The sequence below is a fragment of the Luteolibacter rhizosphaerae genome, from assembly GCF_025950095.1.
Classification (GTDB): domain Bacteria; phylum Verrucomicrobiota; class Verrucomicrobiia; order Verrucomicrobiales; family Akkermansiaceae; genus Haloferula; species Haloferula rhizosphaerae.
Genome location: NZ_JAPDDR010000004.1, coordinates 25,925 through 52,012, shown reverse-complemented (window position 1 = coordinate 52,012; position 26,088 = coordinate 25,925). Strand labels below are relative to the sequence as shown.

Here is a 26,088-nt window from a genome sequence, read left to right as displayed (position 1 = left end):
CGCAGCGGATGTCCACCCATCTTAAAACCTTACAAGCGCATGCGAAGACGGCGCTCAAGCCTGCCGTCCAAGGTCATCTCTCGCCCGCCGAGCGCATCGCCCTGTATCGCCGCTTCCTGAAGATCGAGGAACACCGGATCAAACTGCGGCACCGCGCCGGCGCGGGCGGGCTGGAAATCGCGGGGGCGCGGGCGGAGCTGCTGGATGTGGTGCTGCGCTCGCTCTTCGACTTGGCGCTTTCAAAGCGGAAGGAGGCGCCGGTGCTGGCGCTGGTGGCGATCGGCGGTTACGGCCGCGGGACCCTGAATCCGGGTTCGGACGTCGATCTGCTGTTCCTGCTGCCGCGGGCTTCGAACAAGCTGCCGGAGGACTTGTCCGCACTGGTGCAAGAGATCCTGTACCTGATGTGGGATGTGGGCTTCAAGGTGGGCCATGCGTGCCGCTCGATCGCCGAATGCATGGAGCAATCGAAAGCCGATCCGCAGAACAAAACGGCGATGATCGACGCGCGGATGATTGCTGGGGACAAGAAGCTATTCGCCGAATTTCAGACCCGCTTCGAGAAGGAGTGCGTGCAGAAGGGGCAAGAGGCCTTCTTCGAACTGCGGCGCCAGGATCTTCGCACGCGTCACAAGAAATTCTCCAAGACCGTCTTCCTGCAGGAGCCGAACGTGAAGGAAGGCTGCGGTGGGATGCGGGATTACCACAATATCCGCTGGGTGACCCGGGTGAAGCGGGGGACCACGGACCTGCGCGAGCTGGTGGATGACAAGCTGCTCACGGCCACCGCGCTGCGTCGCATCGATGCCGCTTACGATTTCCTGATGCGGGTGCGCAACGAGCTGCACTACGAGACGGGTCGTGCGAACGACCAACTGACGCTCCGGCTCCAAGGAGTGGTGGCGACGAACTTCCACTATCCGCAGCGCAGCATCCTGCGCCGCACGGAGGAGTTCATGCGGGACTACTACCGCCACACGCGGAGCCTCTACCAGCACACCGGCTCGCTGATGGAAACCTTCGAGATCGAGCAGCAGGAGCAGGCGGATACCGGCCTGAAGTCTTTCCTCACGCTGGGTCGGAAGAAGCGCGAGGAGTTCGACGGCTTCATCGCCCGCGACGGCCGGATCTATCCGCAGAGCAACGAGATCTTCACCGAGGACCCGCATCGCCTGATGCGGCTCTTCCAGCACACGCAGTTGCGGAACCTGCGCCTGAGCCCGCCGATGCGGCGCCTGATCAAGGCGCACCGCGAGGATGTAGACCGGCCCTTCCGCTACTCGAAGACGAATCGCGAGACATTCCAAGCCATCCTGGAGCGCAAGGGGGATGTCTCGCGCACGCTGCGCCAGATGCACCGGGTGGGGTTCCTGGGCCGCTATTTGCCGGAATTCGGCGCGCTGGATTGCCTGGTGCAGCACGAGTTCTTCCACCGCTATACTGCTGACGAACACACCCTGCGCTGCATCGAGGAGCTCGACGCTCTGGTCGGCACCGACGAACCGCGGAAGGAAGTCTACCGCCGGCTCTTCCACGAGGCGGAGGACCCCTACGCGCTCTATCTCGCCCTGATCTTGCACGACACCGGCCGGGCGGAGAACGTGCGAGAGCACACCGATGGCTCGGCCATGCTCGCCTCGCGGCTTTGCAACCGTCTGCAGGTCCATGGCCCGCGGCGGGCGCTGATCATGTTCCTGGTGGATCACCACCTGAGCTTCTGGCGCTACGCTACCACGCGGAACATCGAGGACCCGGATGTGGTCGCCGAGTTCGCGCGGATCGTGAAGACCAAGGAGCGGCTCGATCTGCTGCTGCTCTTCAGCTACGCGGACTCGAACGGCACCAACACCGAGACTTGGTCGAGCTGGAAGGAGACTCTGATGCTGCAGCTTCACTCCAGCACGCGGGTGTTCCTGAAGGAAGGGCGCGAGCGCTATGCCGCTTCCATCCGCGGCGAGAAGAAGGAGCTGAAGCAGCAGGTGAAGGATCTGCTCAAGGACGAGGATGCGCCCGCGGTGGATGACCACTTCAAGCGGATGCCGGACTCCTACTTCCGTTTCCGCGAGGCGGCCTCCGTGGCGGCCCACGTGAAGGCCGTGCTCAAGCTGGAACCGAAGAAGGACGAAGACGTCTTCGACTGCTCCCTGCAATGGCTCGACATGCCCGAGAAGGGCTACACGGAACTCGTAATCGCGACCCACGACCGGCCGCTCCTGTTAGAGAAGATCTGCTGCGCGCTCGCCTCGGAGGAGCTGAACATTCTCTCCGCCGACTTCTTCACCCGCAGCGATGCCGTGGTGCTGGATATCTTCCGCGTCTGCACGACGAACTTCGAGCCGGTATCGGACCTCGGCCTGCGCAAGCGCCTGTCCTCCACGCTGCGGGAGGTAGGCCTGCTGGAGAAGTACGAGCACGCACGCTACTTCCGCCGGAAGCCGAACCTGCTGCGGCCGAAGGACGATCACGGCATGGCCTTCCCGGTCCGCGCGTATGTCTCGAACGACCTGCACCCGGCCTGCACCGCGATCGAAATCCAGGCCGTGGACCGCATCGGCCTGCTGCACGATCTTTTCCACGCGATCAACACCTACGGTCTCAATACGGCGAATGCACGGATCTCGACGGAAAAAGGAGCCGCGATGGACACCTTCTACGTCACCACCGCGGACGGGAAGAAAGTGGCGGATGAAGCACTTTTGGAGCGGCTACAGCACAGCATTGAAGACCTGATCGGGAAAAAGGATGCACAATAAGCCGCTTCAAGCGGCTGATGGGGCCGAATTGGGAATAAATGCGCATAAGTTTTGCGCGATTCAGCCGATTTCTTCCTAGCCAAAGCAGGTTTGGCGGGCATCCTGCCGAAACCGCAGGCTTGCCAACGCAGGCATGCGGGAAGCCGACCCAAGCGGCCTGTCACATTGTTCGAGCCTGAATTCCGGGGGGACTTCAGTCGGCACGACAGCCGGGAGGATCAGCTCAAAACCAGAAAGAGCGTGAGTCGAAATTCCGGGGGGGATGACGGCTCACGCTCTTCTTCTTTCTACGCCCTCACCCGCCGGACTCTTTCAAGATCCCCGGGGCATCCATGAGCGAGGCTCGAACACGAAGGAGTCCCCCGCCCGCTTGAGGCCTTGCGGCTTCACGGCCGTCCCGGCGCGGTTGAGAGCCTTCCAGCAGCGCATGAACGCCAAGTCGTCCGCATTCGGCGAGATGTTGATCCCGTAGTTGGGTATCTCACGCTCGTCCCAATGAAGGATCTGCCTCTGACCCTCCAGGTTGACCACCATCGCGTGGAGCGGGGCATCCGGCACGGCCGCATTGGTGCGCTTCAAAGCGAAGACACCGGAGCCCGCCATGCGGGCCTTGAGCTCCGTGACTTGCTCGGGTGATAGCCTGCCCTCGCGTAAGGGAGAACCCCATGTCCTCGGATCGTCGGCACGGATCACGCGACCGTCTTCCCAGATGGCGAACCTCAGACTCGGTGCCTTCCGATCTTTCACCAGACGCATGCCATCGCTGCGGAGCCAAACGGCAAACATCGGAGCGGGTGATAACCCTTCGGCCGGCTTTTCAAAGCGCGGTGAGGTGTTGCACGCGCCCACCATAAGGGAGAGCGCGCCCATTCCGATCCAGCCGGGGAGGCTCCAACGAAGGACGACTTGCACCGGCGCTGCAGCTTAGAGTTTTCTAGCGAAGGGATCCGCGTTGATCCGCTGGTCCACCTCGCGCGGCATCCAAGTCCAGGGGTCCACTCCCTCCTCGGTAAAGACCGCGAGGCCGATGACACCGACATTGCGGTGATCGCCATGCGTGAGGTTCGCATGCGAACCGGATACCGTGGAGAAATTGAAACGTGCCACGGTTTCCGGGCTGGTGCGCCAGCCCTTGACCTCCAGCGTCTCGCCGGAGCCGATCACATAGCCACGCTTCGAGAAGCCGGCAGGATTGCCATCAATCACGTCCAAGCCGTCCACGCTAAGCACGACCTCCAGACGACTCTTGCAGCGGTTCTTCAGGACGATCGAGTAATTCGAGTCCCGGCTGCCCACCACGAAGCGACGGGAGGGCCCATAAGTCTGATAGCTGGGCAAATAACCGAAGCCGCCCTTCACCCCCCACTCGATCATGTCTCCGGCCGCGCGTTGCATGCCGTCGACCTTCTCCTTGTAGCCGGTCATCGCCGCGATGCCTTCGCGGTTGTTGTAGTAGATCGCGCCCATGCCCGCCGGTTTGGTGGCGGAGGCCCGCACGAAGGACTGACGGTTCCATGGGGATTCGATTTGCTCGCCCTTCCCCGTTGCCAAGCCGGGGCGTTCCTCGGCCGCCTTCTGACGGGCCCGTTCGGGGGATGCCGCAGGCTTGGCCGGGCTGCCGGGCGGGGCCGTGATGTAGGCGCCCCGGGCCTCGCCGACATCTCCTGACCCTGGACTCACATTCGAGGCACATCCCGTCAGCCAGAAGGCGGCGAGCAGGGCTACTGAGATGTTCCGTCCGGCGCGAAACCAAAGACCCTTCGAGTTCATGAGGAATTTCATGGTGCTGCAAAAACAGCATTTAAAACCAGCCGACGTCAACACCAAATGCTATTTTTTCAACATTTGAATTGCAGCTTTTCCAGCAGGGTGCTGTAGTCCCCTGCATGAGCAACGCGGAAGCACTGGCACGAAGGGAGCGGCAGGTCATGGATATTCTTTACCGCATGGGCGAAGCAACGGCCCAGGAGGTGATGGATGCGATGACCGATCCGCCCACTTACTCGGCCGTGCGCGCCCTGCTGGCGACCATGACCGAGAAGGGTCTGGTGGAGTTCCGCAAGGACTCGCGCCGCTATGTTTATCGTCCCGCGGTTTCGGAGAAGAAGGCCAAGCGCTCCGCACTGAAGCAGCTCCTCTCCACCTTCTTCGAAGGCAAGCCGGAGAAGCTGGTTGCGGCCCTGCTCGATCCGAAGGACCAACAACTCAGCACGGACGAGATCGAGAAGATCCGCAAGCTGATCGACGAGAACCAAGACTGAGACGCCGGAAGCCATGCTCTTGCCCGCCATCGCCTTTTCCCTGATAGCCGCCGCCGCCGTGTGGTGGGCGGGTCGGCGCGATCAGGCAAAGGATCCGTGGCTGACCTTCCTGGCGCTGGCCCTCCTGCTGGTCTTCCCGCTGCTGTTCTTCCTGCCGAAGTGGCAGATCTTCCCGCATGCCCCCGAAAGCGGGATGGCGGTCCCCCAGACTCTGTGGAAGTGGCTGCCATGGGCTTGGGGAATCGGAGTGGCGCTGGCTTCTCTGCGACTGCTCGCCGCTCTCGTCGTGCTGAACCGCTGGCGCCGGAACTCCGAGCGTATCGGCGTGCGTGAGGCGGGCGAACTGATCGCGGACGTGCGCTTGCTCAAGGAGCATCCGGGCCCGGTAGCGGCCGGGATCTTCAAGCCGGTGATCTTCGTGCCGGAAGACTGGCACTCGTGGAGCACGGAAACGCAGGAGGCGGTGCTGGCGCACGAGATGAAGCACCATCAGCGCCGCGATCCGCTGCTCCGCGCGATCGCTTCCGCCGCCTGCACGCTTCATTGGTTCAATCCACTCGTCTGGTGGATGGCCGGGCGTCTGGGCGAGCAATGCGAATTCGCCTGCGACGAGGCCCTGCTAGCCGAGGGCATGCCTGCGAACCGCTATGCGAACGTGCTCTGCGATCTCGCTGCCGCGAGACCTTCACCGGCTACAGCACTGGCGATGGCGCACCAAAGCGGCCTGGAAGCGCGGGTGAGGCGCATGTTTTCCACGGTGCCCACCAGCCCGCGCTGGGCGGTCGGCACCTTGATCGTGCTTACCCTGCTCACCGCGCTCGGTCTGGTCGTGCTGCGCCGTGCCGATCCCCCTCCCCGCCCGGTCGTACCGATCGAGGAGATCCGCACGCGCTTGGAGGCGGATCCATTTCCGGCAGAGTGAGGTGAAACCGCGGATGACGCGGACGGGATTGTGAATCACGATCGCCAACGGGGCGAAGAAAACGAAAAACCCCGGGATTGCTCCCGGGGCTTTTGTTCAAATCGATCGTTCGTTCGCGAAGAAAAACTTACTTCGCGTACTTCACGCCGCAGCCGTAGGGCTGGGTCTTGGCCTTGTCCACGGTCTTGCCGGCGAGCACGGAGTCGAGCGCGGCGGAGATGTAGCTATCGGCGGAGGCGATATCGGCGGCTTCGGTGGTAGCCTTGGAGTCGATCGCGCCGTTGTAGGCGACCTTGCCTTCCTTATCGATCACGATGAGTTGCGGAGTGGTCTTGGCACCATAGGCCTTGCCCACCTTGCCATCGGTATCCAGCACGATCTCGCTGGCCTTGTTGCCTTCCTTTTCGGAGCGGGCGGCGAGTTCACCGGCGGGCAGGTAGCCCTGCTCGCCCTCCGCACCCGAGGCCACGGTGATCCAGACGACGTCCTTGCCGGTGTACTTTTCCTGAAGCTTCGGCAGGTTGCCGCTGCCGTAGTGCTTCTTCACGAAGGGGCACTCGTAGTTCACCCACTCGAGCACGACGACCTTGCCCTTTTGCTTGGCGAGGGTCACTTCTTCACCCTTCACGTTCTTCACCGTGAATGCGGGAGCCGCATCGCCCGGCTCGGCGGCCCAAGCGGTGGCGCTGCAAATCATGGCACCGATCACGGCACCGAGGAATGTGTTTTGCTTCATGTTTCTTTGATGGGTGGGGATTACTGGTCGTCGATGACCGTCGAGAGGTGATGCGGTTTGTCCAACGGAAATCCGGTCACTTTTTCGCCTGCCACGACACGATGTACGGCTTCTCCAGCATGCCGCCGAAGAGCACGATATCGAGTAGAGCCGGAGACCCCTCCGCATATTCATTCTTTTTGACCGTGGCGATCCACTCGGTCTTCGCGCGCTTGAAGACAATCGGCGCGGCGGGGTCCACCACCTCCGGCGTGGCCGGGAACACGGTGCTACCCTGCAGATTGAAGGTATTCGGGGCGATGACCCGCAGGGTCAGTGTGTCGCCCGCTTCCTCCACGATCAGTTCGGCGCCTTCCATTTTCACCGGCACTTTCTTCTCGGCTTGGAAGATCGCCGCGACATCGCCACCCGGCTTGCCCTCCCCCACCGGAAGTTTCACGGAAAGCTCGGCATCGCCCGGAACGCAGGCGCTGTCGTTGCAGGTCAGCCAGGACACCTTCGCCTTCAGCTCCACCTCGCCTTGCGCGGAGGCAGGCGGCGTCACATTCGCCAGGAAAAGCGCCGTGCCCTCGTAGCCGAAGCCCGGGAGATCGCCGGTCATGAAGCGCTTCGGGATCGGCTGGCGCAGCTCTTCAGCCTGCCACCCTTCCGGCAATGTCCAAGTGACCTTGAGCGGCATGCCGCCCACGCCCGGGTTCACCCAATAGCTGTGCCAGCCCTGCTCCACCTTCAGTTGGATGCCGAGGGTCAGCGGCTGGCCCGGCTTGTAGCCTGCCGTATTGACGAGCAGCTCCGCCTCCGCGTGTCCGGATTTCACCCCTGCTGCCATCAACGGGGATACCAGCGGAATGCCCGCCGCCATCAAGATCGAGAATTTCATCACAGCCATTTAAGACAAGAGAGCCGCGGGACGCCAATGGTATTCCCGGGATGCATCGTCGCCCTACCGCTAAGGGCCAACCGGATCCATGAATTTCACATTCCGACTGCTGAGATCGACGCCATGCTTCACTGTGCGGAAGTCGCCCATGTCCGGGGTCCAATCGACAAGATCATCAGACGGATCGAAGATATAAGCAGCAGGGCCGGAGGCCAGCGCCCTCGCGGGTTTCCCCATCAGGATCGTGTAGCGAGTCCCCTCGTGATCGAAGGTCCCCCTATCGGTTTTCCTCTCACCCAACCACGTCTCGAACTCGGCCAAAGTTTTTAGGTGCGCTGGCGGACAGGCAGAACCGTCGACGGCAAACAGACCCTTCCAACCGACAACGAGAATCAGGACCACAACGATGCACTTCAGAAGATAGTGAAGCTTGGGACTCATGTCGTGACTCCTGCGTCTCCTACCGCTTCCCGCCGGTCCTCTTCTCGCGACGGTAGGCGGTGGGCGCCTGGCCCATGTGCTTGCGGAACTGGCGGGAGAAATCGCTGTGATCGTAGAAGCCCGATTCCAAGGCCACCTCGGTGATCGGCAGGTTGGTGCCGGCAAGTAGTTCACAGGCTTTGATCACGCGCATGCGCATCAAGTAGCTGCGCGGGGTGGTCTGGAAGGTCTTGCGGAACTTGCGCTCGAACTGGCGCACGGACAGACCCGCGATCTCAGCGAGCTCGGAGACTTCGAGGCGCTCGCGGAAGTTCGCCTTCAGGTGCTCCGCCACCTCGGCGAGTTCGAGGTAGGGCTGGATCGCGGCGCGCTGTTCCTCATAGGAGCGCACGGTGCCGCAGAGCCCGCAAACATTCCCGTGCTTGTCGAAGAGCGGGAGCTTGTCGGTGATGAACCACTCCGGGCGCCCCTGCGCATTCGGAAACAGCTCGATCAGCCCGAGCAGCGGCTGGCGGGTGGTGAAGATCCTTTCGTCGTCGCGGTGGAACTTGTCCGCCATCCGCGGGGGAAAGATCTGCTTGTCGGTGAGGCCGACGATCTGGTCCTCCCGCTGGTAGCCGCAGCGTTTCACGAAAGCGGGGTTTCCTGCCACCAGGCGCCCGTCGCGGTCCTTGGCGAAGAAGAGGGTGCCGGGGAGGTGATCGAAGAGGTGGCGGAATTGCCCGGGAGGCAGTTCTTCCATCCATTTGCGGAGGTGCTGCGGAGTGTCCACTGGCGGAAACATACAAGTGTTTCCCGCAATCCTACAAGCGATCTTCTCTATTCCGCGTCAGCTTGAAAGCACGTGACGATACGGCAGGTTGAAAGCCCCAACCCAATCGTCCAAGCTCCAAATTCATGCAAGCGCTCCGCTTATCCCTGCTGCTGCCGCTACTCGCCCTCGGGGCGCTGCTAGCCAAGCCATTGATCATGCCGAAACCGGAAGCCCGGCGGCTTGAAGTCCTGTTCTTCGGTGCCCCCACCAAGAACGGCCCCCACCACGATCCGGTCACCCGCTACCGTGCCATCAAGAAGCACCTCGGCGTCGAGGGGATCGACTTCACCTACATGGAGGATCCGGCTGAAACCTTCAACCCGGAGACCCTGGCGAAGTACGATGCGGTGCTGATGTACGCGAACTGGGAGCAGAACGGCCCCATGCCCGCGGATCAGCTCAAGTCCCTGACCGATTACGTGAACAACGGCGGTGCCTTCCTGCCGATCCACTGCGCCTCCGCCTGCTACGGCGGTTCGCCGGAATTCATCAAGCTGGTGGGCGGCCGCTTCAAGGAGCACCAAGGCGGGGTCTTCCGCGTGACCAACGTGAACCGGAGCCACCCGATCATGCGCGGCTACAAAGGCTTCGAGGCATGGGACGAAACCTACGTGCATGACAACCACGGTGACGACCGCGTGATCCTGGAGAAGCGCGATCAGGAACCTTGGAGCTGGGTGCGCGAGCAGGGCAAGGGCCGCGTCTTCTACACCGCCGCCGGACACGACCACCGGGTGTGGGATCTGCCGGAGTTCAACGAGTTCATCCGCAACGCGATCTTCTGGGGCGTGGGGCCGGAGAAATACAAGCTGCTGCAGAACCTGAAGCTGCCGAAGCTGGAGGAGGAAAAGGTGGAGCTGCCGGGCTACCTGAAGCGCGAGCTGATCACCAAGGCGCAGAAGCCGATCTCCCCGGAAGAGTCGATGAAGCTGGCGCAGGTACCGGTGGGCTTCGAGCTCTCGCTCTTCGCCGCCGAGCCGGACATCGTGAACCCGATCTTCGTGAACTGGGACCACAAGGGCCGCGCCTTCATTATCCAGACCGTGGACTACCCGAACAACCTGCACGCGGGTAATCTGGGCAACGACAAGATCATCGTCGCGGAGGACACGAACAAGGACGGCCAGGCCGACAAGTTCACCACCTTCGCGGACAAGCTTTCGATCCCGACCTCGCTGGTCTTCGCCAACGGCGGCGTGATCTGCACCAATGGCAGCGAGATGCTGTTCCTGAAAGATACCAACGGCGACGACAAGGCTGACGTGCGCGAAGTGCTCTTCAGCGGCTTCAACATGGGCGACACCCATGCCGGCGTGTCGAACCTCCGTTATGGCCACGACAACTGGATCTACGCCACGATCGGCTACTCCGGCTTCAAGGGCACGGTGGGCGGCCAGCAGCACGAGTTCTCCACGGGCGTCTTCCGCTTTAAGCCGGATGCCTCGAAGCTGGAGTTCCTGCAGAACAGCACGAACAACACCTGGGGCTTCGGCACCACCTCCGACTTCGACGTGATGGGATCGACTGCCAACGGCAACCCGTCCTTCTACCTCACGCACCATCGCTCGGACTACGAGGCCGCCGGCCTGCGCGGTCCCCGCACCCCGGCTGCGGATGACAATCCGATCTTCAACCCGAGCTCGATGGACATCCGCCAGGTGGACCAGTTCGACCGCTACACCGCGGGCGCGGGTCATGCCTTCTACACCTCCGAGCGCTTCCCCGCCGCCTGGCGCGAGAAGACGGCCTTCGTGACCGAAGGCACCGGCAAGCTGGTGGGCGTCTTCCACGTCGAGCGCGAGGGCGCGGGCTACAAGGCCACCCAGCTCTTCAACAACCTCTACAACAGCGCCGATGCCTGGTCCGGCCCGGTCTGCGCCGAGACGGGTCCGGACGGCGCCGTGTGGGTCTGCGATTGGTACAACCTGATCATCCAGCACAACCCGACACCGAGCAAACAGTCCTCCGGTCTGGATGCGAAGAACGGCAAGGGCAACGCCTACGAGACCCCGCTGCGCAACGATCACTTCGGCCGCGTCTACCGCATCTATCCGAAGGGCACGCCGGACGACAGCAACCCGGGCCTCGACCCGGCAAAGGGCGACACGCTGATCGCCGCGCTGAATCACCCGAACCTCTTCTGGCGCCTGCACGCGCAGCGCCTGATCGTGGAGAGCGGCAACAAGGGGGCCTATGCGCCGAAGCTGGCCGCGCTGGTGAGCTCCGGCGGTCGCGATGCCGCACACGCCGTTTACGCGCTGGCCGGACTGGGCGCGCTGGATGAAGCCTCGGTGACTTCCGCCCTGACCTCGAACGTGCGTGCGACCATCCGCGCCGCGATCACCTGCGCCGCTCCGCAGCAACTGCGCGACACCTTCGTGGCGGACAACAAAATCCGCGTGCAGGATCCGCGTGATCTGGCGGAAGCGCTGGTCGCGATGTCCCGCGGCGAGTCCGATCCGGCCTACGGCAAGGCGCTCTTCGCCCTGCTGCAAGCGGAAGACGCCAAGATCAGCAGCGACACGACTCTCAAGGATGGCTGGCAGATCGCCGCGAACCGCCAGGCCGCAGGCGTGCTGCTGGCCGCGGCGGCAGCCGGTCTGGGTGGCTCCGAAGCCGACAAGGTGATGCCGAACCTGATGCCGAATCCCGACTTCTCCGAAGTAAGCGGTGGCAAGCCGGGGAGCTGGACCGACCACCGCTTCTACGGCGGCGATCGCAATGGCGTGAAGCTCAGTGTTTCTCCGGAAGGCCGCGAGGGCAGCACCTGCCTGGCCATCTCCTCCGCGCAGAACTCGGACAACGGTGCAGCTGTCACCATCCCGGTGAAGAAGCGCACGCGCTACAAGCTCTCCGCTTGGATCAAGACGAAGGATCTCAAGGCTGCGGGCAACGGTCCGGGCGCACTGCTCAACATCCACGGTGGTGAGCGCACGAACGGCGTGAAGGGCACGACGGATTGGACGCAGGTTTCCACCGAGGTGGATTCCGGCGACCGCAGCGAACTGCTGATCCACTGCCTCTTCGGCGGCTACGGCGGTGCCACCGGCACGGCTTACTTCGATGACGTCTCGCTCACCGAGATCCCGGGAGGCTCCGGCATCACTGGCATGGTCGGGCAGGTGGCTTCCCGCTTCGCCACCACGGCGGATGCCGCGGCCAAGCAGGCCCTCGCCGACGAGCTGGCCAAGATCGACACGGCTTATGCCAAGAAGCTGCTGGCCGAGATGAACGCCAAGCCCGCTGCCCCGGTGGCAGCGAAGGAGAAGAAGTTCAAGCCGGACTCCGAGGTGCACGAGCGCGGCAAGGCGGTCTACGGGCTGACCTGCATCGCCTGCCACCAGCCGGAAGGCCAGGGCGTTCCTGCCGCCTTCCCGCCGCTGGATGGCTCCGAGTGGGCCACCGGTGACCCGAGCGTGCCGATCCGTGTCGTCATCGGCGGCCTGCAAGGCCCGGTGAAGGTCGCAGGCAAGGAGTTCAACAGCATCATGCCGCCCCACGTGGACCTTGATGACCAGAAGATCTCGGACGTGCTGACCTTCGTCCGCCAGAGCTGGTCGAACGATGCCGCGCCGGTGACCCCGGCTCAGGTGAAGGAAATCCGGGCCAAATACAAGGACCGCACCACCCCGTGGACGGCGGCCGAGCTGGGCCACTGAGATATGCCGGGCCGGACGCCTGCCCGAAAAGTGCGTCCTATATTGAACGCGGTGCCACGCCTCGGGGGTCTGAGACCTCTGACGCGTGGCACATTGCGATCCAGACGGTTGGCAAGAATGGGATTCGGTCGATGACGGCTACGGTCGCTCCGTGTCCAGAGTGAAGGAGCGTTATGTGCGGCGCGGCACAAAAGGCGCGGCGGGTTGCCGGGAGTCTTGGCATCGGGCGAAGTCCTGCCAGAACAGCATCGTGCCTGTAGCGGAACAGGCCCCCGACCCGGTTGTCGAAGCGGTGGAGATCCGCCGCGGGAGTTCGTGGCGGCAGTGGACGGTGGAGGTGCTGCTCTCCGCGGGATTGTTCCAAGCAGCACTGTTCCTGCCGCAGGCGGCGGGCTGGCTGGTGATGCTCTCGCTCGTCTTCCTGCTGCGGCTGAGGCGTGCGGCGACGGTGCGGCGGGCCTTCTACGGTGGCCTGCTGGTGGGCATCGGGATCATGGCACCGCAACTGGCGTTCTTTTTCCGGATCTTCGGGCCGCCGGCGTTCGCGCTGTGGTTCTTGCTGGCGATCTGGTTCGCGGCCTTCGTGGCGGTGGGAAAGCTGGTGGAGCGCCGCTTCGGGCGGGAGTGGGGCGTGGTGGCGGCACCGGTGCTGTGGATGGGTTTCGAGTTCGCGCGCTGCGAGGTGTGGCCGCTGAAGTTTGCCTGGCTCACGCCAGGCTTCGCGATGCCGGCGGAGACTTATGCCGGCGCCTTCCATTGGTTGGGCGTGTATGGCATGGGCGCGCTGCTGGTTTATGCGGCTGCCTGGGTGGCGGATACCTCGCGCGGACCGATCAAGTGGGTGCTGCCCGCGGTGCTGCCTTTCGGCCTGATGGGGCTGCCGCACGCGAAGGCGCCGGGAGGCCCGGAAGGGTCGGTGCTCGTCGCGGGGGTGCAGCGGGAGGAACCATTTCCGGACGAAGTGATCGCGGATCTGGATGCCGCCCGCGCCAAGGCACCCGGTGCCCATTTCTTCGTGCTGAGCGAATACACCTACCAGGCTCCCCCGCCCTTGGAGCTGCTCGAGTGGTGCCACCGGAATGCCGCGCACGTGCTGGTGGGCGGCATCGAGACGATCCGCGGAAAGCACATGGAGGAGGAGGTCTACAACATGACCTACGTCATCGGACCGGAGGGAAAGGTGATCCACAAGCAGGCCAAGAGCGTGCCGATCCAGTTCATGAACGACGGGCTGCCCGCACGGCGGCAGCGGGTGTGGGATTCGCCGGAGGCCAAAGTCGGCATCGCGATCTGCTATGACATGAACTACGCCCGCGTGATGGACGGGCTGATCCGCAAGGAAGCGGAGCTGCTGGTGATCCCCGCGATGGATCTCAAGTCATGGGGCGAACGAGCCCACACCCTGAGCGCGCAGCTCGCGGCGGTGCGTGCGGCGGAATATGGCGTTCCCCTCTTCCGCCTCGCAAGTTCCGGCTACTCGCGGATCGCGCTGCCGAACGGACGGCTCCTCGCGGAGACGAGCATGCCGGGGCAGGGCGAGGTCATCCACGGTCAGGTGACCCCCTCCGGGAAGGGACGCAGGCCGCTGGATCGCTGGCTGGTCTGGCCCTGCCTGGGGCTGACGGCAGCGCTGGCGCTGTTCCTCCTGGTGGATGACTTCCGCCGCATGAAGGCAGGCAGGCCGGTCGTGGGATAAGGAGCGGGGACCTAACTGTCCCCGGAACGGTCCCTGACGGCCGACCACAAGAACAGCTTCACCCGACCGGCGCCAGCGACAGTAAGGTCGCTGCTCCTTACTAGCCCTCCGTCTTCGCGCCCTTCTTGGCCCGTGGCGGGCGTTCGGGGAATTCGAACTCCACCTTACCCTTCGCGGGGTCGAGGAGGAGATGCGCATCGAAGGGGCGCTTGGTGCGATTCGAGACGAAGCCTTTGATGAGATCCGTCTTCCCTTCCGAGAGCAGCTTGAAGGCCTGGTCCTGCGGAATCTCCGCACGGAGAATCTCGCGGCCGAGGCGCAGGCCGTCGGGGTCGCTCTTGGTCTTCAGGTCCGGGACCATGTAGGCCTTCTCGGTGCCGTAGACTTTCACGGTACGGCCGTCACGTAGAGTCACGGTACCGAGCACCATCTCCTCGGTGAGTTCGACGACCTTGTCCTCCTTACCCTCGAAGACGAAGTTGACCTTGAACTTGTCGTCCAATTCCAAGCCCGCATCGAAAGGCTTGTTGAACTTCGACTTGAAGCCTGTCAACGGACCGACAAAGCGCTTGCTGAAAAGCTCCTTGGCCTCCTCCTCGCTCAAGGGGCGTCCCGCGATATACTTCTTCGTCTTGAAGTTGCACTCCGGATTCCGGCACTCGTAGGTGTCGTCCGTCTGCTTGAGGTTCTGGGCCCCGCACTTCGGACATACGGCCTGAAGGTCCGGGAAAGCACGGCTCTTGATCTCCGCGGCGAGGGACTTCGCGCGCTTCACGATGTCGCGCGTGTAGTCCTCGATCTGCTGCATGAAGACCTCGCGCTGGAGTTGGCCGTGCTCCATCTGACGAAGCTTGAACTCCCATTCGCCGGTCATGCCGGGCGAGGTCAGGCCCACGATCTCCATCTCCTTCAGGATATGGATCAGGCGCATGCCATTCGGCGTGACGTGCAAATCCCGGCCATCGCGGACGATGTATTTCTGGGCGATGAGACCTTCGATGGTGGCGGCACGGGTGGCGGGGGTGCCCAAGCCGCGCTCGGACATCGCTTCGCGCAGGGCCTCGTCATCGATCAGCTTGCCAGCACCTTCCATCGCGGAAAGCAGGGTGGACTCGGTGAAGCGGGCGGGCGGCTTGGTCTGCTCGTGGCGGACTTCGATCTCCTTGGTATCCGCCTTCTCGCCGGGAGAAACCGCGGTGAGCTCATCCTTGCCGGAGGCGACACCGGGACGGCGGCCATAGACTTCCAGCCAGCCGGGCTTGATCAGCACGCGGCCATCGGTGCGGAAGGTATCCGTGGCCTCTGCGGTGGTGATGCGGGTCAGGCGCGTGGTTTGCTCATACTCCGCGTTCGGGAAGAACACCGCGATGAAGCGCTTCACGATCATGTCGTAGAGCTTCTCCTCGGTATCGCTGAGTTTGGCGATCTTGCCGGTCGGGATGATGGCAAAGTGGTCGGAAACCTTCTTCGAGTCGAAGACGCGCTTCGACTTCGAGAAGCGCGGGCCGTTCTCGTTCTTGCCCTCCAACACCGCACGGGCGTAACCGGCCACGCTGAGGTCGGAGCTGGCGATGTCCCGCAGCGTGTCGCGCACGGTGTCCCCGTAATCCTCCGGCAGGTAGCGGGAGTCGGTACGGGGATAGGTGATCATCTTGTGCTTCTCATACAGCGCCTGGGCGATCGCTAGGGTCCCCTTCGCGGTGAAGGGCGCATCGCGCTGGAGCGTGGTCAGGTCGTAGAGCTGCGGCACGATCTGGGATTGGGCTTTGGTCTCCTCGGAGACCGTGCCCGGCTTGCCCTCGCAGCGGGCCTTGATCGCCTCCGCGAGCGACTGGTCCCAAATCCGCTCCTGGCGGCCATGGGGGTTCGACTCGTCCTTCTTCCACGCCTCGTCGATCCAGCGACCGGCGTATTCGCCCGCCGCCACGCCGAAGGTGGCATGCACTTCAAAATAGGGGCTCGACTGGAAGGCTTGGATCTCCGCCTCCCGGGCCGCCAGGATCGCCAAGGTCGGCGTCTGCACGCGACCGGCCGCGGTGATATTGAAGCCACCGTGGCGCGAGCGGAAACAAGTCAGGGCGCGGGTCGCATTCAGGCCTACCAGCCAGTCGGATTCGGAGCGGCACTTCGCGGCATCGGCCAGCGGGCGCATCTCCTCGTCGGAGCGGAGGCGGTCCCAGGCATCCATGATCGCCTGATTGGTCATGGACTGCATCCAGAGGCGCTTCACCGGCTTGGTGACGCCGCCGATGTCCATGATATAACGGAAAATCAGTTCCCCCTCGCGACCGGCGTCGCAGGCATTGACGATATTATCCACGTCCTTGCGCTTCGCGAGCTTCAGCACCTGCTTGAGGCGGGTCTCGGAATCCGGGATCGGATCGAGTTCGAAGCGCTCCGGAATCGCGGGCAGAACCTCGAAATTCCACGGCAGCTTCTTGCCGTTCGGGCCGGTCGGCATGCGCAGCTCCACCAGGTGACCGACGGCGGAGGTGATAATTGCCTGATCGTTCTCGAACCACGTGTCACGCCCCGATCCCTCCTTGTCGAATTTGCCCAAAGCCTTGGCCAATGCCCGGCTAAGGTCGGTCATGACACTCGGTTTCTCGGCGATGATCAGGGTTTTTCCCATGGATTGGCTGGCGGTCTCCGGCCGAGGGACTAGACGGGGGGGCGGTTGCTTGGCAAGGGGATTCCGGGTCGGAGTCGACGATCCCCGTAGGGGATGATTTTTTCACCCTGTCCCGGAAACCAACGAGGCGGCGGCCGGATTGGCACGGGAAACCTTAGTAATCGGCCACCGGCGAACCCGCCGCCGCGATCCCCGGTTCGGGCACCTTCTCGGCAAGTTCCGCGATCTCCCCGCAGAGCTTTTCCCACGCGGCCTCGGACCATTTCAGGGGACCCTGCAGCTTCTTCCGGAAGCGGGCGATCCGCTTCTCCGCATCCTCGGTGATCCGGCCCGGCAGCTTGCCCAGCTCGATGGCCGCGGCTTCCGCCCGCTCGGTCTTATGGCAGATCATGGCCAAGTCATTGCCCGCCTCGATGGCGGCCACCACGTCGCTATTATAATGGTAGCGGTCGGCAATGGCACCCATGTCGAGGTCGTCGGTAAGGACGAGGTGTTTGTCGAAGCCGAGTTGCTCGCGCAGGAAGCCGGTCACGATCCGCCGCGAGAGGGAGGCCGGGCGGTCCGGGTCGATGGCGGGAAAAAGCACGTGGGCCAGCATCACGCCGTCCAGCTCCGGCATCAGCGCGGTGTAGGGAATCACGTCCTCCTTTAACAGATCCGGGATGGTGGCATCGCTCACCGGCAGGTCGAAGTGCGGGTCGGAGAGCGCCCGACCGCAGGCGGGGAAGTGCTTGGCGCAGGAGAGGATGCCGCGCTTGCGCATCCAGCGGTTCCAGCTTCCGGCATGGTCGATGACTTTCTGCGGGTCGCGACCCCAGCAGCGGCCGCGCAGGGCATTCTGGACCCCGGGATGATAATCGAGGTCGAGGACCGGGGCGAAATCGAGATTGAAGCCGAGCAGGCGGAGCTGGTCACCGGTCAACACGCCGCCGCGGGCGCTGAGATTCACATCCCCCTTCGCCGCGAAGGCATTCGCGGAAGGGATCACCGGTGCGATCTCCTTCGTGCGGGTCACGCGCCCGCCCTCCTGATCGATGGCGAGGATCGGGTCCTCATAGCTCAGGTCCCGCAGATCATCGGTCAGTTTCCGGGTCTGTGCCGCGCTGGTGATATTCCGTCCGAAAAGAATATAACCCGCCGGCTTGAGCTTGCGGAAGAGCGCCGCTTCGTCCGGAGCGAGTTCCGGACCGCGAATGCCGAGCAGGAGCAGTTGACCGTTCACGGACCGAGCATGAATGCCCGAAGGCCGCTAGCAAACGGGAAAGAGGAGGATTGGCAGCTCCGAGCCGAGATGATGGAATGCCCGCGCATGGACAACCCTTACGCAACCCCGTCCGCCCCTCCCCTGCCCGCGCATGCCGTCGCTACCGATGACATCGCCAAGGCACTCCAAGGCCTCCAGTATCCCCTTCGCCTCTCCTTCAAGATTCTCGCGCTGGCAAGCCAGGCCACGATGACGGATGCCACCGGCCGCACGGTGCTCTACACCAAGCAGAAGCTCCTGAAGTTCCGCGAGCACGTGGAGATCTTCACCGACTCCACCCGCAGCGTGGCCCTCGCGGATATCCGCGCGAACAAGATCATCGATTGGTCCGCCCGCTACACCTCCACCGATGCCAGCGGTCGCGAGATCGGCAGCGTGGGCCGCCGCGGCTGGCGCTCGATGTGGCGCGCTCACTACGAGGCCTTCAATCCCGGCGACAACAGCCCGGACTTCTCGATTCGCGAGGAAAATGCCGGCGCCAAGGTAGCCGATGCCATTCTCGGTGAACTTCCGATCATCGGCTTGTTCAGCGGTTACTTCTTCCACCCGCGCTATCTGGCCTCGCGCAGCGATGGCACGCCCGCGATGCGCCTGACCAAGGAAGCCGCCTTCTTCGAGGGCCGCTTCCGCATCGACAAGCTGGCCGATCTCTCGCCGCGCGAGGAGATGAACCTGCTGCTCTCCTATCTCATGCTCGTTCTCCTCGAACGGCGCAGAGGTTGATACCCGCGAGCAGATCGAACGGTCCCGCGCGGCCTACTAAGTGGAAACTTCTCCTCCTCTTTGCAGTGGCGCGCGCGGAGACCGGCGTATGAACCTGTGGTCCGACAAAAGGGACGAAGAAGGACCTGATCTTGAAGACCCCGCAGGAAACGAAGCGGCAGGAGAAGATCCGCAATGTCATCGTGATCGGAGCGATTGGAGCGCTGATCCTCTACCATGTCGTCAGCCGCGCGACCATGGGCCCGGAGATCATCTTCGCCGGGAAGGTGGTGGATCAAGACGGCCAGTTGGTGAGCCGGGCCAAGGTCTACTACACGGTCAAGAAGAAGGCCGGTTTCTATGAACCCGAAAAGGGCTGGGACTTCACGTGGGGGGCGGACGGCATCTTCTCGGTCGGGCGGGTGAAGGAAGACGGCTTCATGAGCAAGGCCCGCTCCGGGACGGAATACGGGGTCGAGCTCACGATCGATAAGATCGTGAAGCCGGGCTACCGGGACACGGATGCGGGCAAGGAGCGCAAGTTCTCGTTTACGAAGGAGAACTACACCGCCTCGAGCCTGAAGGATCCGGTGATCTTCACCGTCGAGTGGACCGGGCAGAAGTAGCGCCTTTCACTGCTGGCGCTGCTGCTGCTCCTGCATGCGACGCTGCAGGCGCTGCTGCACGTTCTGCGGCAGGGTCGCACCATTGATCCATGTCGTAGCCGCTTGGGGATCGCGACGCAGCCATCCATCCAGCATGCGGCTGTACATCCGCTCCTGCTCGCGGGCATCGGTGATCTTGGCGATGGAGTTCGCCGCTAGGCCCGGATCCTTCCCGTAGACGTTCCACGCCAGTTGCTGGTAAACGCGGTCGTTGGCATCGGCAGCGTGCTCGTCGATGAAATCGGCGGCAGCTTGGGGATCGCTCATCGCCAGGTTATTCGCCACGCCGCGCAGGGCGTTGCTGCGGTCCAGCCCGGCGGGCAAAGCTTTATAATAGGCGATGGCGGAATCCTGGTCCTGCGCCATCCACGCGCTGATCACATCGTCCATCGAGCGCTGCGAGGCTTCGCCCGGGTTCCGGGTCAGCCACTCCGCCGTGCCGGCGGGGTCCTTGATTGCCAGCGTCTCCGCCAGACGACTGATCGCCCCCTGCTTGAGCTGGTCATCGCTGATGCTCTCGACCCAAGCTTGGGCCTTCTCCGCGCCTTGGGCGAGCAGGTGCGGCAGGAGTGCCGCCATCGCTTCGCCCCGCTCCTCCGAGAAGGGCATCTCCGCGAGCAGTTGCGAGGCACGCTCCGGATCGCTGGCGGCGATCCCTTGGATCACGCCGATCATCCATGGATTGCCTTCGCCCTCCCCGGCGGTGTGGTGCTCCTGCGCCCAGCGGATCGCGGCATCCGGATCGGTGGCGGCCCAACTGGTGAGAATCGTATTCCGGGCGAAGCGGTTGCCGGTGTTCGCCTCGGCATAGGCCAGCGCCTGCAGCGGATCCTTTTTCGCCCACGCGGTGAGGAGCATGGAATACTCCGCCATGCGGGTGTTGGTCAGGCCTTGCCCGCGGAAGGAACCGACCACGGATTCAAACTCCGCCGGGTCGATGGTGTTGATGAAATCGAGCCAAGCCTTGCTGCGCTCCATCGGATCAGTCAGGCGCATCACCTCTTCCATGCGGGCGATCGCCTTCTCACCGCGGTTGGCGGCGGCCCTGTCCTTGCCGTCGCGGTCGCTGCCGAAGCGGCGCCCGCCCGCGGCATCCCCGGCATCCGCGCCACTGCCACGCGCGCCCGACTTCGCGGAGAGTGCGGCATCGGCCGCCGCATGCTCGCCAGCCGCCGGGCCGGAAGCGGTCATGCGACCGGCAAAGAAAGCTCCGGCGCTGGCCACGGCCACTGCGCCCACAAGGGTAAGAGTGCGAGAAGACATCGGGAATTCGTGGAATTTAACGCCGCGACGGCGACGAACTGTCTGGATAAGAGAGATCAACGGCGCGCCCCATTCCAATTTCAAGCGGGAATCAAACGACCGGGAACCCGGTAATTGCAAAATTGCACGACCCGGGACGGAAAATTGCACGGTCGCAGCTTCGCTGAAAGCCACGATTTTGCGCAACCCGCTCTAATCCAGCATCACACTTCACTTGCTCCACTGGCGCGGCGGATGATGGAAAAAGACGGATGACCACACCCGAACCCCGCGCCTACGAGGATGCATGCCGCCATCTCATCGGCATCGAGTCCGCAGCCTCCGAAACTTACACCGAGGCCTTGGATTTCTTTCACGCCGACCCGGAGCAGTCGCTGCTGCTGGCGATCCGGGCCGGACACGATGAGAACATCGACTGCATCAGCGATCACCTGCTTGCCATGGGGGCGAGTTCCGAGAATGGCGAAACCCTCGACCGCTTCTCGAAAGCAGTGGAAAGCATTTCCCTCACCTTCGGGGAGCATGCGACTTTCATGGCCTTGGAGGCTGGTGAGGCAGCAGCGCTTGAAGCCTGCCGCACGGCGATGGCCGATCCGGAACTTCCCGCGCCTCTGAAGGAGGATCTCCGCAGCCGCTTGATCCCGCGCCTGCAAAGGCATGTGGCCGAATTGGAGAAACTGCGGTCCGAGCAAGCTCAGGACACGCAGAGGCTGACCGCAAACGGCGTGTAAACCTGCCCGCGGACAGTGATTCCCCACCCCGATGCCACATGAACCTCACCAAGTATACCGTGGTCACCTCGGACGACTTCGGCAAATTCGAGGACCGGGTAAACCAATTGCTAGGCGACGGCTGGCAGATACAAGGAGGTGTGGCGAGCTGCACTCTTCCGGATACCGGCAATGGCATCCTGCATGTCCAGTGGAGCCAAGCGCTGATCCTTCCCGCCTCCGCCGCAGCGCTTGAAGCGGAAGCCGAGGAGGCGCTCGATCTCCCCAAGGACTTGGAAAGCATCAGCTTACCCCGCGATCCCGAGAGTGACGGCAGATCACTCGCCGGGGCCTCCGGCACGCAGATTGCAAAAGACGAGAAACCATGAAGACGATCAAACTCACCGAACGCCACGACTTGCAGGACAAGCGTGTCGCCGTGCTCGCCACCCACGGTTTCGAGCAATCCGAGCTGCTGGTACCCGTGGACGTGCTGGAGAGCTGCGGTGCCCGCGTGGACGTGATCACGCCGGAGGGTGATTCGATCCGCGGCTGGGATGAGGAGGACTGGGGCCAGTTCGTGAATGCAGACCTCGCGCTGGAAGATGCCGATCCGGCCGACTACGACGCGCTCCTGCTTCCCGGCGGCGTGATGAACTCCGATAGCCTTCGTACTTTGGAAGAGGCGCAGAGCTTCGCGGCCCATTTTTTCCAAGAGGGCAAGCCTGCCTTCGTGATTTGCCACGGCGGCCAAGTGCTGATCGATGCCGGTCTGGTAGAGGGCCGCAAGATGACCTCCTACAAAGCGATTGCGAACGATCTCAAGAACGCCGGAGCCGATTGGCGCGACAAGGAAGTGGTGGTGGACGGGGCACTGGTCACCTCGCGCAGCCCCGACGATTTGCCCGCCTTTTGCACTAAAATCTGCGAGGTGCTGGACAAGAAGGAGGGGGCATCCCGCTTCTCAGCCGCCTCCAAGTAGCCGGGAAATGCCCGGCGGCGGGTGCATTCACAGGTTGCGTTTCACATTTTCCGGCTATGAATTGGGACGAGGGCTCCGTTCCTTTCCCCCATGCGACCCAAGATTTTCTTGCTTCTCCCCTTCCTCGCCCTCTGCCGCGTGCAGGGCGAGGAGGCACCGCGCTGGACGGTGATCCATGCCCCTGCGTTGAAGAAGGCGCTCATGCCCCTGGCCGATCACCGGGTCTCCCAAGGCTATGAGGTGGAGTGGGTTGAGGTGAAAGGCGCCGACTCCGCTACCTTGCTGGAGACGCTTGCCGGACTCAGGGCATCTCCCCCGCGCAGCGGGGATGTTGTGGTCCTCGCCGGGGCACTCGATGCCAAGGGCGGGGCCCGGAAGGACTGCGTGCTGCCCGGTGGGAAAGGCACCCATGGCCGGATGAAGGATCAGCCGAGCGATGGCGTGCTGGCGGGTGGAGAAGATAGCGCCGCCCTCATGATCGGCAGGCTCCCCGCCGAGTCTCCGGAGGATATGAGCACCATGGTCGCGAAGATCCTGCGCTATGAAAAAGAAAGCTCCAAGTCTCAAGGCAAGCTGGGCTGCGTGGTAGGCAACCCGATGGGTCAGAAAGCCGAGTGGCTGCCCGATGCCTTCGTGGCGTTGAACACGAAGTTGATGTTGTTCAAGGTCAACTCCGGCTGGACCACGACCGGAGCCGACGATCTGCTGGTGTCCCCTTTCGCGGAAGCATCCCCGGAATTCGGGATGGCGATGGATCGCGTGGCCAGCGGAACCTGGGAAACGCTTGCTTACTTCGGACACTCCGGGCCGGAAGGAATCTATTCGCTCGGTCGCAGCTATCGCCTGTCCGATTCTTGGTTCACCAGCGAGGGACCGGCGCGGGGCCTTTTCTTCACCTGCGGCTGCCACGCGCTGGAGACGCAGGATGCCTACGCGGTACGCGCGATGAGATCGCCCTCGGGACCTGCCGCCGTGATCGGGGCGAGCGGGGTGAGCTACTCCACCATCGGCTATCTCGCAGGCAAAGGACTGATCGAATGCGTCTCTAAGACCGAAAGCCCGCAGACCGCCGGCGAGTGGTGGGGCAAGGTCCGCCACGCCATCACACGGACTTCCATGTCGGGCCTGACCTTCATGGTCTTCGACCGGGTGGACGGCAGCAACGGCAAGGTGAGCTTGGCCGACCAACGGCAGGAGCACCTTGAGATGTGGTCCATGCTTGGCGATCCCGCGATGCGGATGAGGAAGCCACCGGTGGCGGCGCCTTGAGCCGGCTCAAGACCGCTTGCCCGGCTTTTGGAGCGGGGCAGGCTGGGCATCCAAGATCGACCGGAGTTCTTTCACGATCTCCGGCTTCTCCGTGGCGAGATTCTTCGATTCCAAGGGATCGGACTCGTAGTCGTAGAGTTCGATCTCGGCCTTGTCCGCCGGATCGCCGATGGCCCTCCACTCCACCATGCGGTAGCGCTCGGTCCGGATCGCGCGACCGAGGCGGCCGCCACGCGGGAAGCAATGGGTTACATGCTCCCGCGTCTTCACGGCGGGGTCCTTGAGAGTCGCGACGAGGCTCTTGCCATCGATGGGCTGCGGCACCTCCGGCTTTGGCAGGCCGGCGAGTTCCACAATGGTAGGATAGATATCGACGGTCTCCGCGAAGCCCGCTTGCGTGCCCGGCTTGGCAATGCCAGGGGCGACCACCAGCAGCGGGATACGGTTGGCCTGCTCGTAGTTGGTGTGCTTGGTCCACATGCCGTGGTCGCCGAGGTGCCAGCCGTGGTCTCCCCACAGGACGATCACGGTATTCTCCGCGAGCCCGAGGCGATCGAGTTCATCGATCACGCGGCCGATCTGGGCATCCGCATAGCTGCTGGCGGCGTAGTAACCGTGGATCAGCTTGCGCGCGAGTTCCGGGTCCACCTTCCCATCCGACGGCACCGGCTCGTAGTTGGCGATCTCCTCGCCACGCTTGGTGGCGTAGGGCGGTGCGCCCTGCGGGTAGCGGTCAAGCTTCGCCAGCTCGAAGGCGGCGGGATCGTGCATGTCCCAATACTTCTTCGGCGCGGTGAAAGGCAGGTGCGGCTTGGTGAAGCCGAGCGCGAGGAAGAAGGGCTGCTTGCGCTCCTTCGCAGCCTTCAGGCGTTCGATGCCTTCGTCCGCGATCTTCCCGTCCGAATAGGCATTGTCCGGCACGTCCGCGATCTCCCAAGCGGCCCCGCGGGGAAGCTGGTTGATCCGGCCGAGCTCCTTGTTCCAAAAGTAAGCTTCCTCGCGCGTCAGTTGCCCGCCCGCGCTGCTCTCGGGCTTGTAGTATTCCACCACCTTGTGGGTGATCGTGGGGACGCTCCACGAGGCAGCGTCGTCGTCGTTGCCGTGACCGGTGTGCAGGATCTTGCCGACCGCTTCGGCGCGGTAGCCGTGCTTGATGAACCACTGCGGCAGCGTCACGGCATCCGGCACCGCTTGACGGAAATTCACCTTGAGATCGTAGATCCCGATCGAGGTGGAGCGGGAGCCTAACAGAAGGTTGTTGCGCGAGGCGGAGCAGATCGCTTGGTTGCAGTAGGCGCGATCGAAACGCACGCCGCGGGCGGCGAGCTTGTCGATCCCCGGGGTCTTGGCCAGAGCGTCACCGTAGCAGCCGAGCGCCGGCTTGAGATCATCCACGCAGATCAGGAGCACGTTCTTCCGGTTTTCCTGAGCGGCCAGCGGAAGCAGGAATGCGAAAAGAAAAAGCAGCGGGCGCATGGAGTAAAGGTGATGGGTTCGGGCGAGCTTGGCCAAGGTTTCTTGCGAACGCCGGAGACGATCGCACACAGGTGAGTTTCGCGAGAGGCAAGGGTGTTCCGCGGCGTCGGAATTCTTTGGCCTTCCAAACGCTCACAAGCCTACTTAGCCTTTTTACGGATTCGGCCATTCTCCTGCCATGACCGCGACCCACTCGCCGCTTTTTCCCGTGACCCAGTGGACCCTGCTGGTGAACGGCTGTCGTGCCCAGGATCCGGAACTGCGCCGCCGCTCCCTGGAGGAACTCTGCCGCGCCTACTGGTATCCGCTTTACGTCTTTGCCCGGCGCCAAGGGGTCGGCTGCGAGGATGCGGAGGATCTGACCCAAGGCTTCTTCCACTACTTGCTCGAGAAGAATCTCTTCGCCTCGGCAAGCCAAGACCTCGGCAAGCTGCGGACTTTCCTGCTCACGATCTTCCAGCGCTACATCGGGGACGTCCGGGACCGGGACCGTGCGCTCAAGCGCGGTGGCGGGCAAACGCTGATCTCGCTCGACCTGCGCGAGGGCGAGGAGCGCTATGCGAATGAACCGGCGGATCCCCTCACCCCCGAGGCGCTCTATGACCGCAGTTGGGCGATGGCTCTGCTGGCAAAATCGCTGCAGGAACTCGGCAAGGCGGAGGGACTCGCGGGCCGCGAGCCTCACTTCAAGGTGCTGGAACCTTTCCTGAATGCCTCGGCGGTCGCCGAGGGTAGCTACGAGACCGCGGCGCGGGCGCTGGGCATGAATCAGGAAGCGGTGCGCAAGGCGGTGAGCCGGCTGCGCCGCAAGTTCCGCGATGCGCTGCGCGAGCAGATCGCCGCCACCCTACATGAGCCGGACGAGCATCAGGTGGACGAAGAACTGATGGCGCTGCGGGACGCCCTGCGCGGCTGATGCCGGAATCCGCTCCCCCGGCGGTTCGCGATCTGCTTGTCTGAAGG

General features: G+C 63.5%; 22 protein-coding genes. 12 read left to right on the top strand and 10 right to left on the bottom strand.

Going from position 1 to position 26,088, the window contains the following annotated elements:
• The first annotated feature begins 8 nt into the window (after nt 1-8).
• Nucleotides 9-2,753, top strand: coding sequence for a [protein-PII] uridylyltransferase (gene glnD, locus OJ996_RS08410; protein WP_264513100.1), 2,745 nt, complete (start codon nt 9-11; stop codon nt 2,751-2,753).
• 312 nt (nt 2,754-3,065) lie between these two features.
• On the opposite strand, the gene OJ996_RS08405 is transcribed toward glnD, so the two are convergent.
• On the bottom strand, nt 3,066-3,539 hold the full coding sequence (locus OJ996_RS08405) for a hypothetical protein (RefSeq protein ID WP_264513099.1): 474 nt from the start codon (nt 3,537-3,539) through the stop codon (nt 3,066-3,068).
• A gap of 138 nt (nt 3,540-3,677) precedes the next feature.
• Nucleotides 3,678-4,535, bottom strand: coding sequence for a hypothetical protein (locus OJ996_RS08400; RefSeq protein ID WP_264513098.1), 858 nt, complete (start codon nt 4,533-4,535; stop codon nt 3,678-3,680).
• 104 nt (nt 4,536-4,639) lie between these two features.
• On the opposite strand from OJ996_RS08400, the gene OJ996_RS08395 reads away from it, so the two are divergent.
• Together OJ996_RS08395 and OJ996_RS08390 are read left to right on the top strand one after the other, a co-directional pair.
• Complete coding sequence (locus tag OJ996_RS08395) at nt 4,640-5,014, top strand: BlaI/MecI/CopY family transcriptional regulator (RefSeq protein ID WP_264513097.1); 375 nt, start codon at nt 4,640-4,642, stop codon at nt 5,012-5,014.
• 13 nt (nt 5,015-5,027) lie between these two features.
• Nucleotides 5,028-5,936 (top strand): M56 family metallopeptidase, encoded by a 909-nt coding sequence (locus tag OJ996_RS08390; RefSeq protein WP_264513096.1) that lies wholly within the window; start codon nt 5,028-5,030, stop codon nt 5,934-5,936.
• Nucleotides 5,937-6,063: 127 nt separating this feature from the next.
• Here the strand turns inward: OJ996_RS08390 and OJ996_RS08385 are convergent, their stop codons facing one another.
• The 4 genes from OJ996_RS08385 to OJ996_RS08370 all read right to left on the bottom strand — a co-directional run bounded on the left by OJ996_RS08385 (nt 6,064) and on the right by OJ996_RS08370 (nt 8,777).
• Complete coding sequence (locus tag OJ996_RS08385; RefSeq protein ID WP_264513095.1) at nt 6,064-6,672, bottom strand: redoxin family protein; 609 nt, start codon at nt 6,670-6,672, stop codon at nt 6,064-6,066.
• Nucleotides 6,673-6,748: 76 nt separating this feature from the next.
• Nucleotides 6,749-7,552 (bottom strand): protein-disulfide reductase DsbD domain-containing protein, encoded by an 804-nt coding sequence (locus tag OJ996_RS08380; RefSeq protein ID WP_264513094.1) that lies wholly within the window; start codon nt 7,550-7,552, stop codon nt 6,749-6,751.
• 69 nt (nt 7,553-7,621) lie between these two features.
• A complete protein-coding gene (locus OJ996_RS08375) occupies nt 7,622-7,993 on the bottom strand; it encodes a hypothetical protein (RefSeq protein WP_264513093.1) in 372 nt (123 codons plus the stop codon).
• Between the two features lie 19 nt (nt 7,994-8,012).
• On the bottom strand, nt 8,013-8,777 hold the full coding sequence (locus OJ996_RS08370) for an AraC family transcriptional regulator (protein ID WP_264513092.1): 765 nt from the start codon (nt 8,775-8,777) through the stop codon (nt 8,013-8,015).
• Between the two features lie 113 nt (nt 8,778-8,890).
• On the opposite strand from OJ996_RS08370, the gene OJ996_RS08365 reads away from it, so the two are divergent.
• Nucleotides 8,891-12,466, top strand: a complete 3,576-nt coding sequence (locus OJ996_RS08365; protein WP_264513091.1) for a PVC-type heme-binding CxxCH protein — start codon at nt 8,891-8,893, stop codon at nt 12,464-12,466.
• A 151-nt stretch (nt 12,467-12,617) separates the two neighbouring features.
• Nucleotides 12,618-14,162 carry a nitrilase-related carbon-nitrogen hydrolase gene (locus OJ996_RS08360; RefSeq protein ID WP_264513090.1) on the top strand — a complete coding sequence of 515 codons (1,545 nt, stop codon included), beginning with the start codon at nt 12,618-12,620 and terminating at the stop codon, nt 14,160-14,162.
• Between the two features lie 100 nt (nt 14,163-14,262).
• Here the strand turns inward: OJ996_RS08360 and OJ996_RS08355 are convergent, their stop codons facing one another.
• Together OJ996_RS08355 and nagZ are read right to left on the bottom strand one after the other, a co-directional pair.
• Nucleotides 14,263-16,794, bottom strand: a complete 2,532-nt coding sequence (locus tag OJ996_RS08355; RefSeq protein WP_264513089.1) for a DNA topoisomerase 3 — start codon at nt 16,792-16,794, stop codon at nt 14,263-14,265.
• Between the two features lie 154 nt (nt 16,795-16,948).
• Nucleotides 16,949-18,016, bottom strand: coding sequence for a beta-N-acetylhexosaminidase (nagZ, locus tag OJ996_RS08350; RefSeq protein WP_264513088.1), 1,068 nt, complete (start codon nt 18,014-18,016; stop codon nt 16,949-16,951).
• An 87-nt stretch (nt 18,017-18,103) separates the two neighbouring features.
• Here nagZ and OJ996_RS08345 point away from each other — a divergent pair, with 87 nt between their 5' ends.
• Nucleotides 18,104-18,781 (top strand): LURP-one-related family protein, encoded by a 678-nt coding sequence (locus OJ996_RS08345; RefSeq protein ID WP_264513087.1) that lies wholly within the window; start codon nt 18,104-18,106, stop codon nt 18,779-18,781.
• A gap of 131 nt (nt 18,782-18,912) precedes the next feature.
• Complete coding sequence (locus tag OJ996_RS08340) at nt 18,913-19,386, top strand: hypothetical protein (RefSeq protein WP_264513086.1); 474 nt, start codon at nt 18,913-18,915, stop codon at nt 19,384-19,386.
• A gap of 6 nt (nt 19,387-19,392) precedes the next feature.
• Here OJ996_RS08340 and OJ996_RS08335 read toward each other — a convergent pair whose 3' ends face one another.
• Complete coding sequence (locus OJ996_RS08335; RefSeq protein ID WP_264513085.1) at nt 19,393-20,688, bottom strand: hypothetical protein; 1,296 nt, start codon at nt 20,686-20,688, stop codon at nt 19,393-19,395.
• Between the two features lie 251 nt (nt 20,689-20,939).
• Here OJ996_RS08335 and OJ996_RS08330 point away from each other — a divergent pair, with 251 nt between their 5' ends.
• The 4 genes from OJ996_RS08330 (at nt 20,940) to OJ996_RS08315 (ending at nt 23,649) form a co-directional block, all read left to right on the top strand.
• A complete protein-coding gene (locus OJ996_RS08330) occupies nt 20,940-21,419 on the top strand; it encodes a hypothetical protein (RefSeq protein WP_264513084.1) in 480 nt (159 codons plus the stop codon).
• 38 nt (nt 21,420-21,457) lie between these two features.
• Nucleotides 21,458-21,787 (top strand): DUF1737 domain-containing protein, encoded by a 330-nt coding sequence (locus tag OJ996_RS08325; protein WP_264513083.1) that lies wholly within the window; start codon nt 21,458-21,460, stop codon nt 21,785-21,787.
• A complete protein-coding gene (locus OJ996_RS08320) occupies nt 21,784-22,380 on the top strand; it encodes a type 1 glutamine amidotransferase domain-containing protein (protein ID WP_264513082.1) in 597 nt (198 codons plus the stop codon). The genes OJ996_RS08325 and OJ996_RS08320 overlap by 4 nt, the downstream gene beginning before the upstream one ends.
• 90 nt (nt 22,381-22,470) lie before the next feature.
• A complete protein-coding gene (locus OJ996_RS08315) occupies nt 22,471-23,649 on the top strand; it encodes a C25 family cysteine peptidase (protein ID WP_264513081.1) in 1,179 nt (392 codons plus the stop codon).
• 6 nt (nt 23,650-23,655) lie between these two features.
• Here OJ996_RS08315 and OJ996_RS08310 read toward each other — a convergent pair whose 3' ends face one another.
• Nucleotides 23,656-25,125 (bottom strand): sulfatase, encoded by a 1,470-nt coding sequence (locus tag OJ996_RS08310; RefSeq protein ID WP_264513080.1) that lies wholly within the window; start codon nt 25,123-25,125, stop codon nt 23,656-23,658.
• A 178-nt stretch (nt 25,126-25,303) separates the two neighbouring features.
• Between OJ996_RS08310 and OJ996_RS08305 the strand changes: the two genes are divergently transcribed.
• Nucleotides 25,304-26,041: an RNA polymerase sigma factor gene (locus OJ996_RS08305; RefSeq protein ID WP_264513079.1), complete on the top strand. Its 738-nt coding sequence runs from the start codon at nt 25,304-25,306 to the stop codon at nt 26,039-26,041.
• Nucleotides 26,042-26,088: the final 47 nt, after the last annotated feature.

Bases quoted from the DNA above. Each gene is read 5' to 3' on its own strand.
- OJ996_RS08330 (WP_264513084.1), top strand. From the start codon at position 20,940: ATGACCACACCCGAACCCCGCGCCTACGAGGATGCATGCCGCCATCTC.
- OJ996_RS08405 (WP_264513099.1), bottom strand. From the start codon at position 3,539: ATGTTTGCCGTTTGGCTCCGCAGCGATGGCATGCGTCTGGTGAAAGAT.
- OJ996_RS08390 (WP_264513096.1), top strand. From the start codon at position 5,028: ATGCTCTTGCCCGCCATCGCCTTTTCCCTGATAGCCGCCGCCGCCGTG.
- OJ996_RS08335 (WP_264513085.1), bottom strand. From the start codon at position 20,688: ATGTCTTCTCGCACTCTTACCCTTGTGGGCGCAGTGGCCGTGGCCAGC.
- OJ996_RS08355 (WP_264513089.1), bottom strand. From the start codon at position 16,794: ATGGGAAAAACCCTGATCATCGCCGAGAAACCGAGTGTCATGACCGAC.
- OJ996_RS08370 (WP_264513092.1), bottom strand. From the start codon at position 8,777: ATGTTTCCGCCAGTGGACACTCCGCAGCACCTCCGCAAATGGATGGAA.
- OJ996_RS08310 (WP_264513080.1), bottom strand. From the start codon at position 25,125: ATGCGCCCGCTGCTTTTTCTTTTCGCATTCCTGCTTCCGCTGGCCGCT.
- OJ996_RS08365 (WP_264513091.1), top strand. From the start codon at position 8,891: ATGCAAGCGCTCCGCTTATCCCTGCTGCTGCCGCTACTCGCCCTCGGG.
- OJ996_RS08320 (WP_264513082.1), top strand. From the start codon at position 21,784: ATGAAGACGATCAAACTCACCGAACGCCACGACTTGCAGGACAAGCGT.
- OJ996_RS08375 (WP_264513093.1), bottom strand. From the start codon at position 7,993: ATGAGTCCCAAGCTTCACTATCTTCTGAAGTGCATCGTTGTGGTCCTG.
- OJ996_RS08385 (WP_264513095.1), bottom strand. From the start codon at position 6,672: ATGAAGCAAAACACATTCCTCGGTGCCGTGATCGGTGCCATGATTTGC.
- OJ996_RS08315 (WP_264513081.1), top strand. From the start codon at position 22,471: ATGCGACCCAAGATTTTCTTGCTTCTCCCCTTCCTCGCCCTCTGCCGC.
- OJ996_RS08305 (WP_264513079.1), top strand. From the start codon at position 25,304: ATGACCGCGACCCACTCGCCGCTTTTTCCCGTGACCCAGTGGACCCTG.
- OJ996_RS08325 (WP_264513083.1), top strand. From the start codon at position 21,458: ATGAACCTCACCAAGTATACCGTGGTCACCTCGGACGACTTCGGCAAA.
- OJ996_RS08345 (WP_264513087.1), top strand. From the start codon at position 18,104: ATGGACAACCCTTACGCAACCCCGTCCGCCCCTCCCCTGCCCGCGCAT.
- OJ996_RS08380 (WP_264513094.1), bottom strand. From the start codon at position 7,552: ATGAAATTCTCGATCTTGATGGCGGCGGGCATTCCGCTGGTATCCCCG.
- glnD (WP_264513100.1), top strand. From the start codon at position 9: ATGTCCACCCATCTTAAAACCTTACAAGCGCATGCGAAGACGGCGCTC.
- OJ996_RS08400 (WP_264513098.1), bottom strand. From the start codon at position 4,535: ATGAAATTCCTCATGAACTCGAAGGGTCTTTGGTTTCGCGCCGGACGG.
- OJ996_RS08395 (WP_264513097.1), top strand. From the start codon at position 4,640: ATGAGCAACGCGGAAGCACTGGCACGAAGGGAGCGGCAGGTCATGGAT.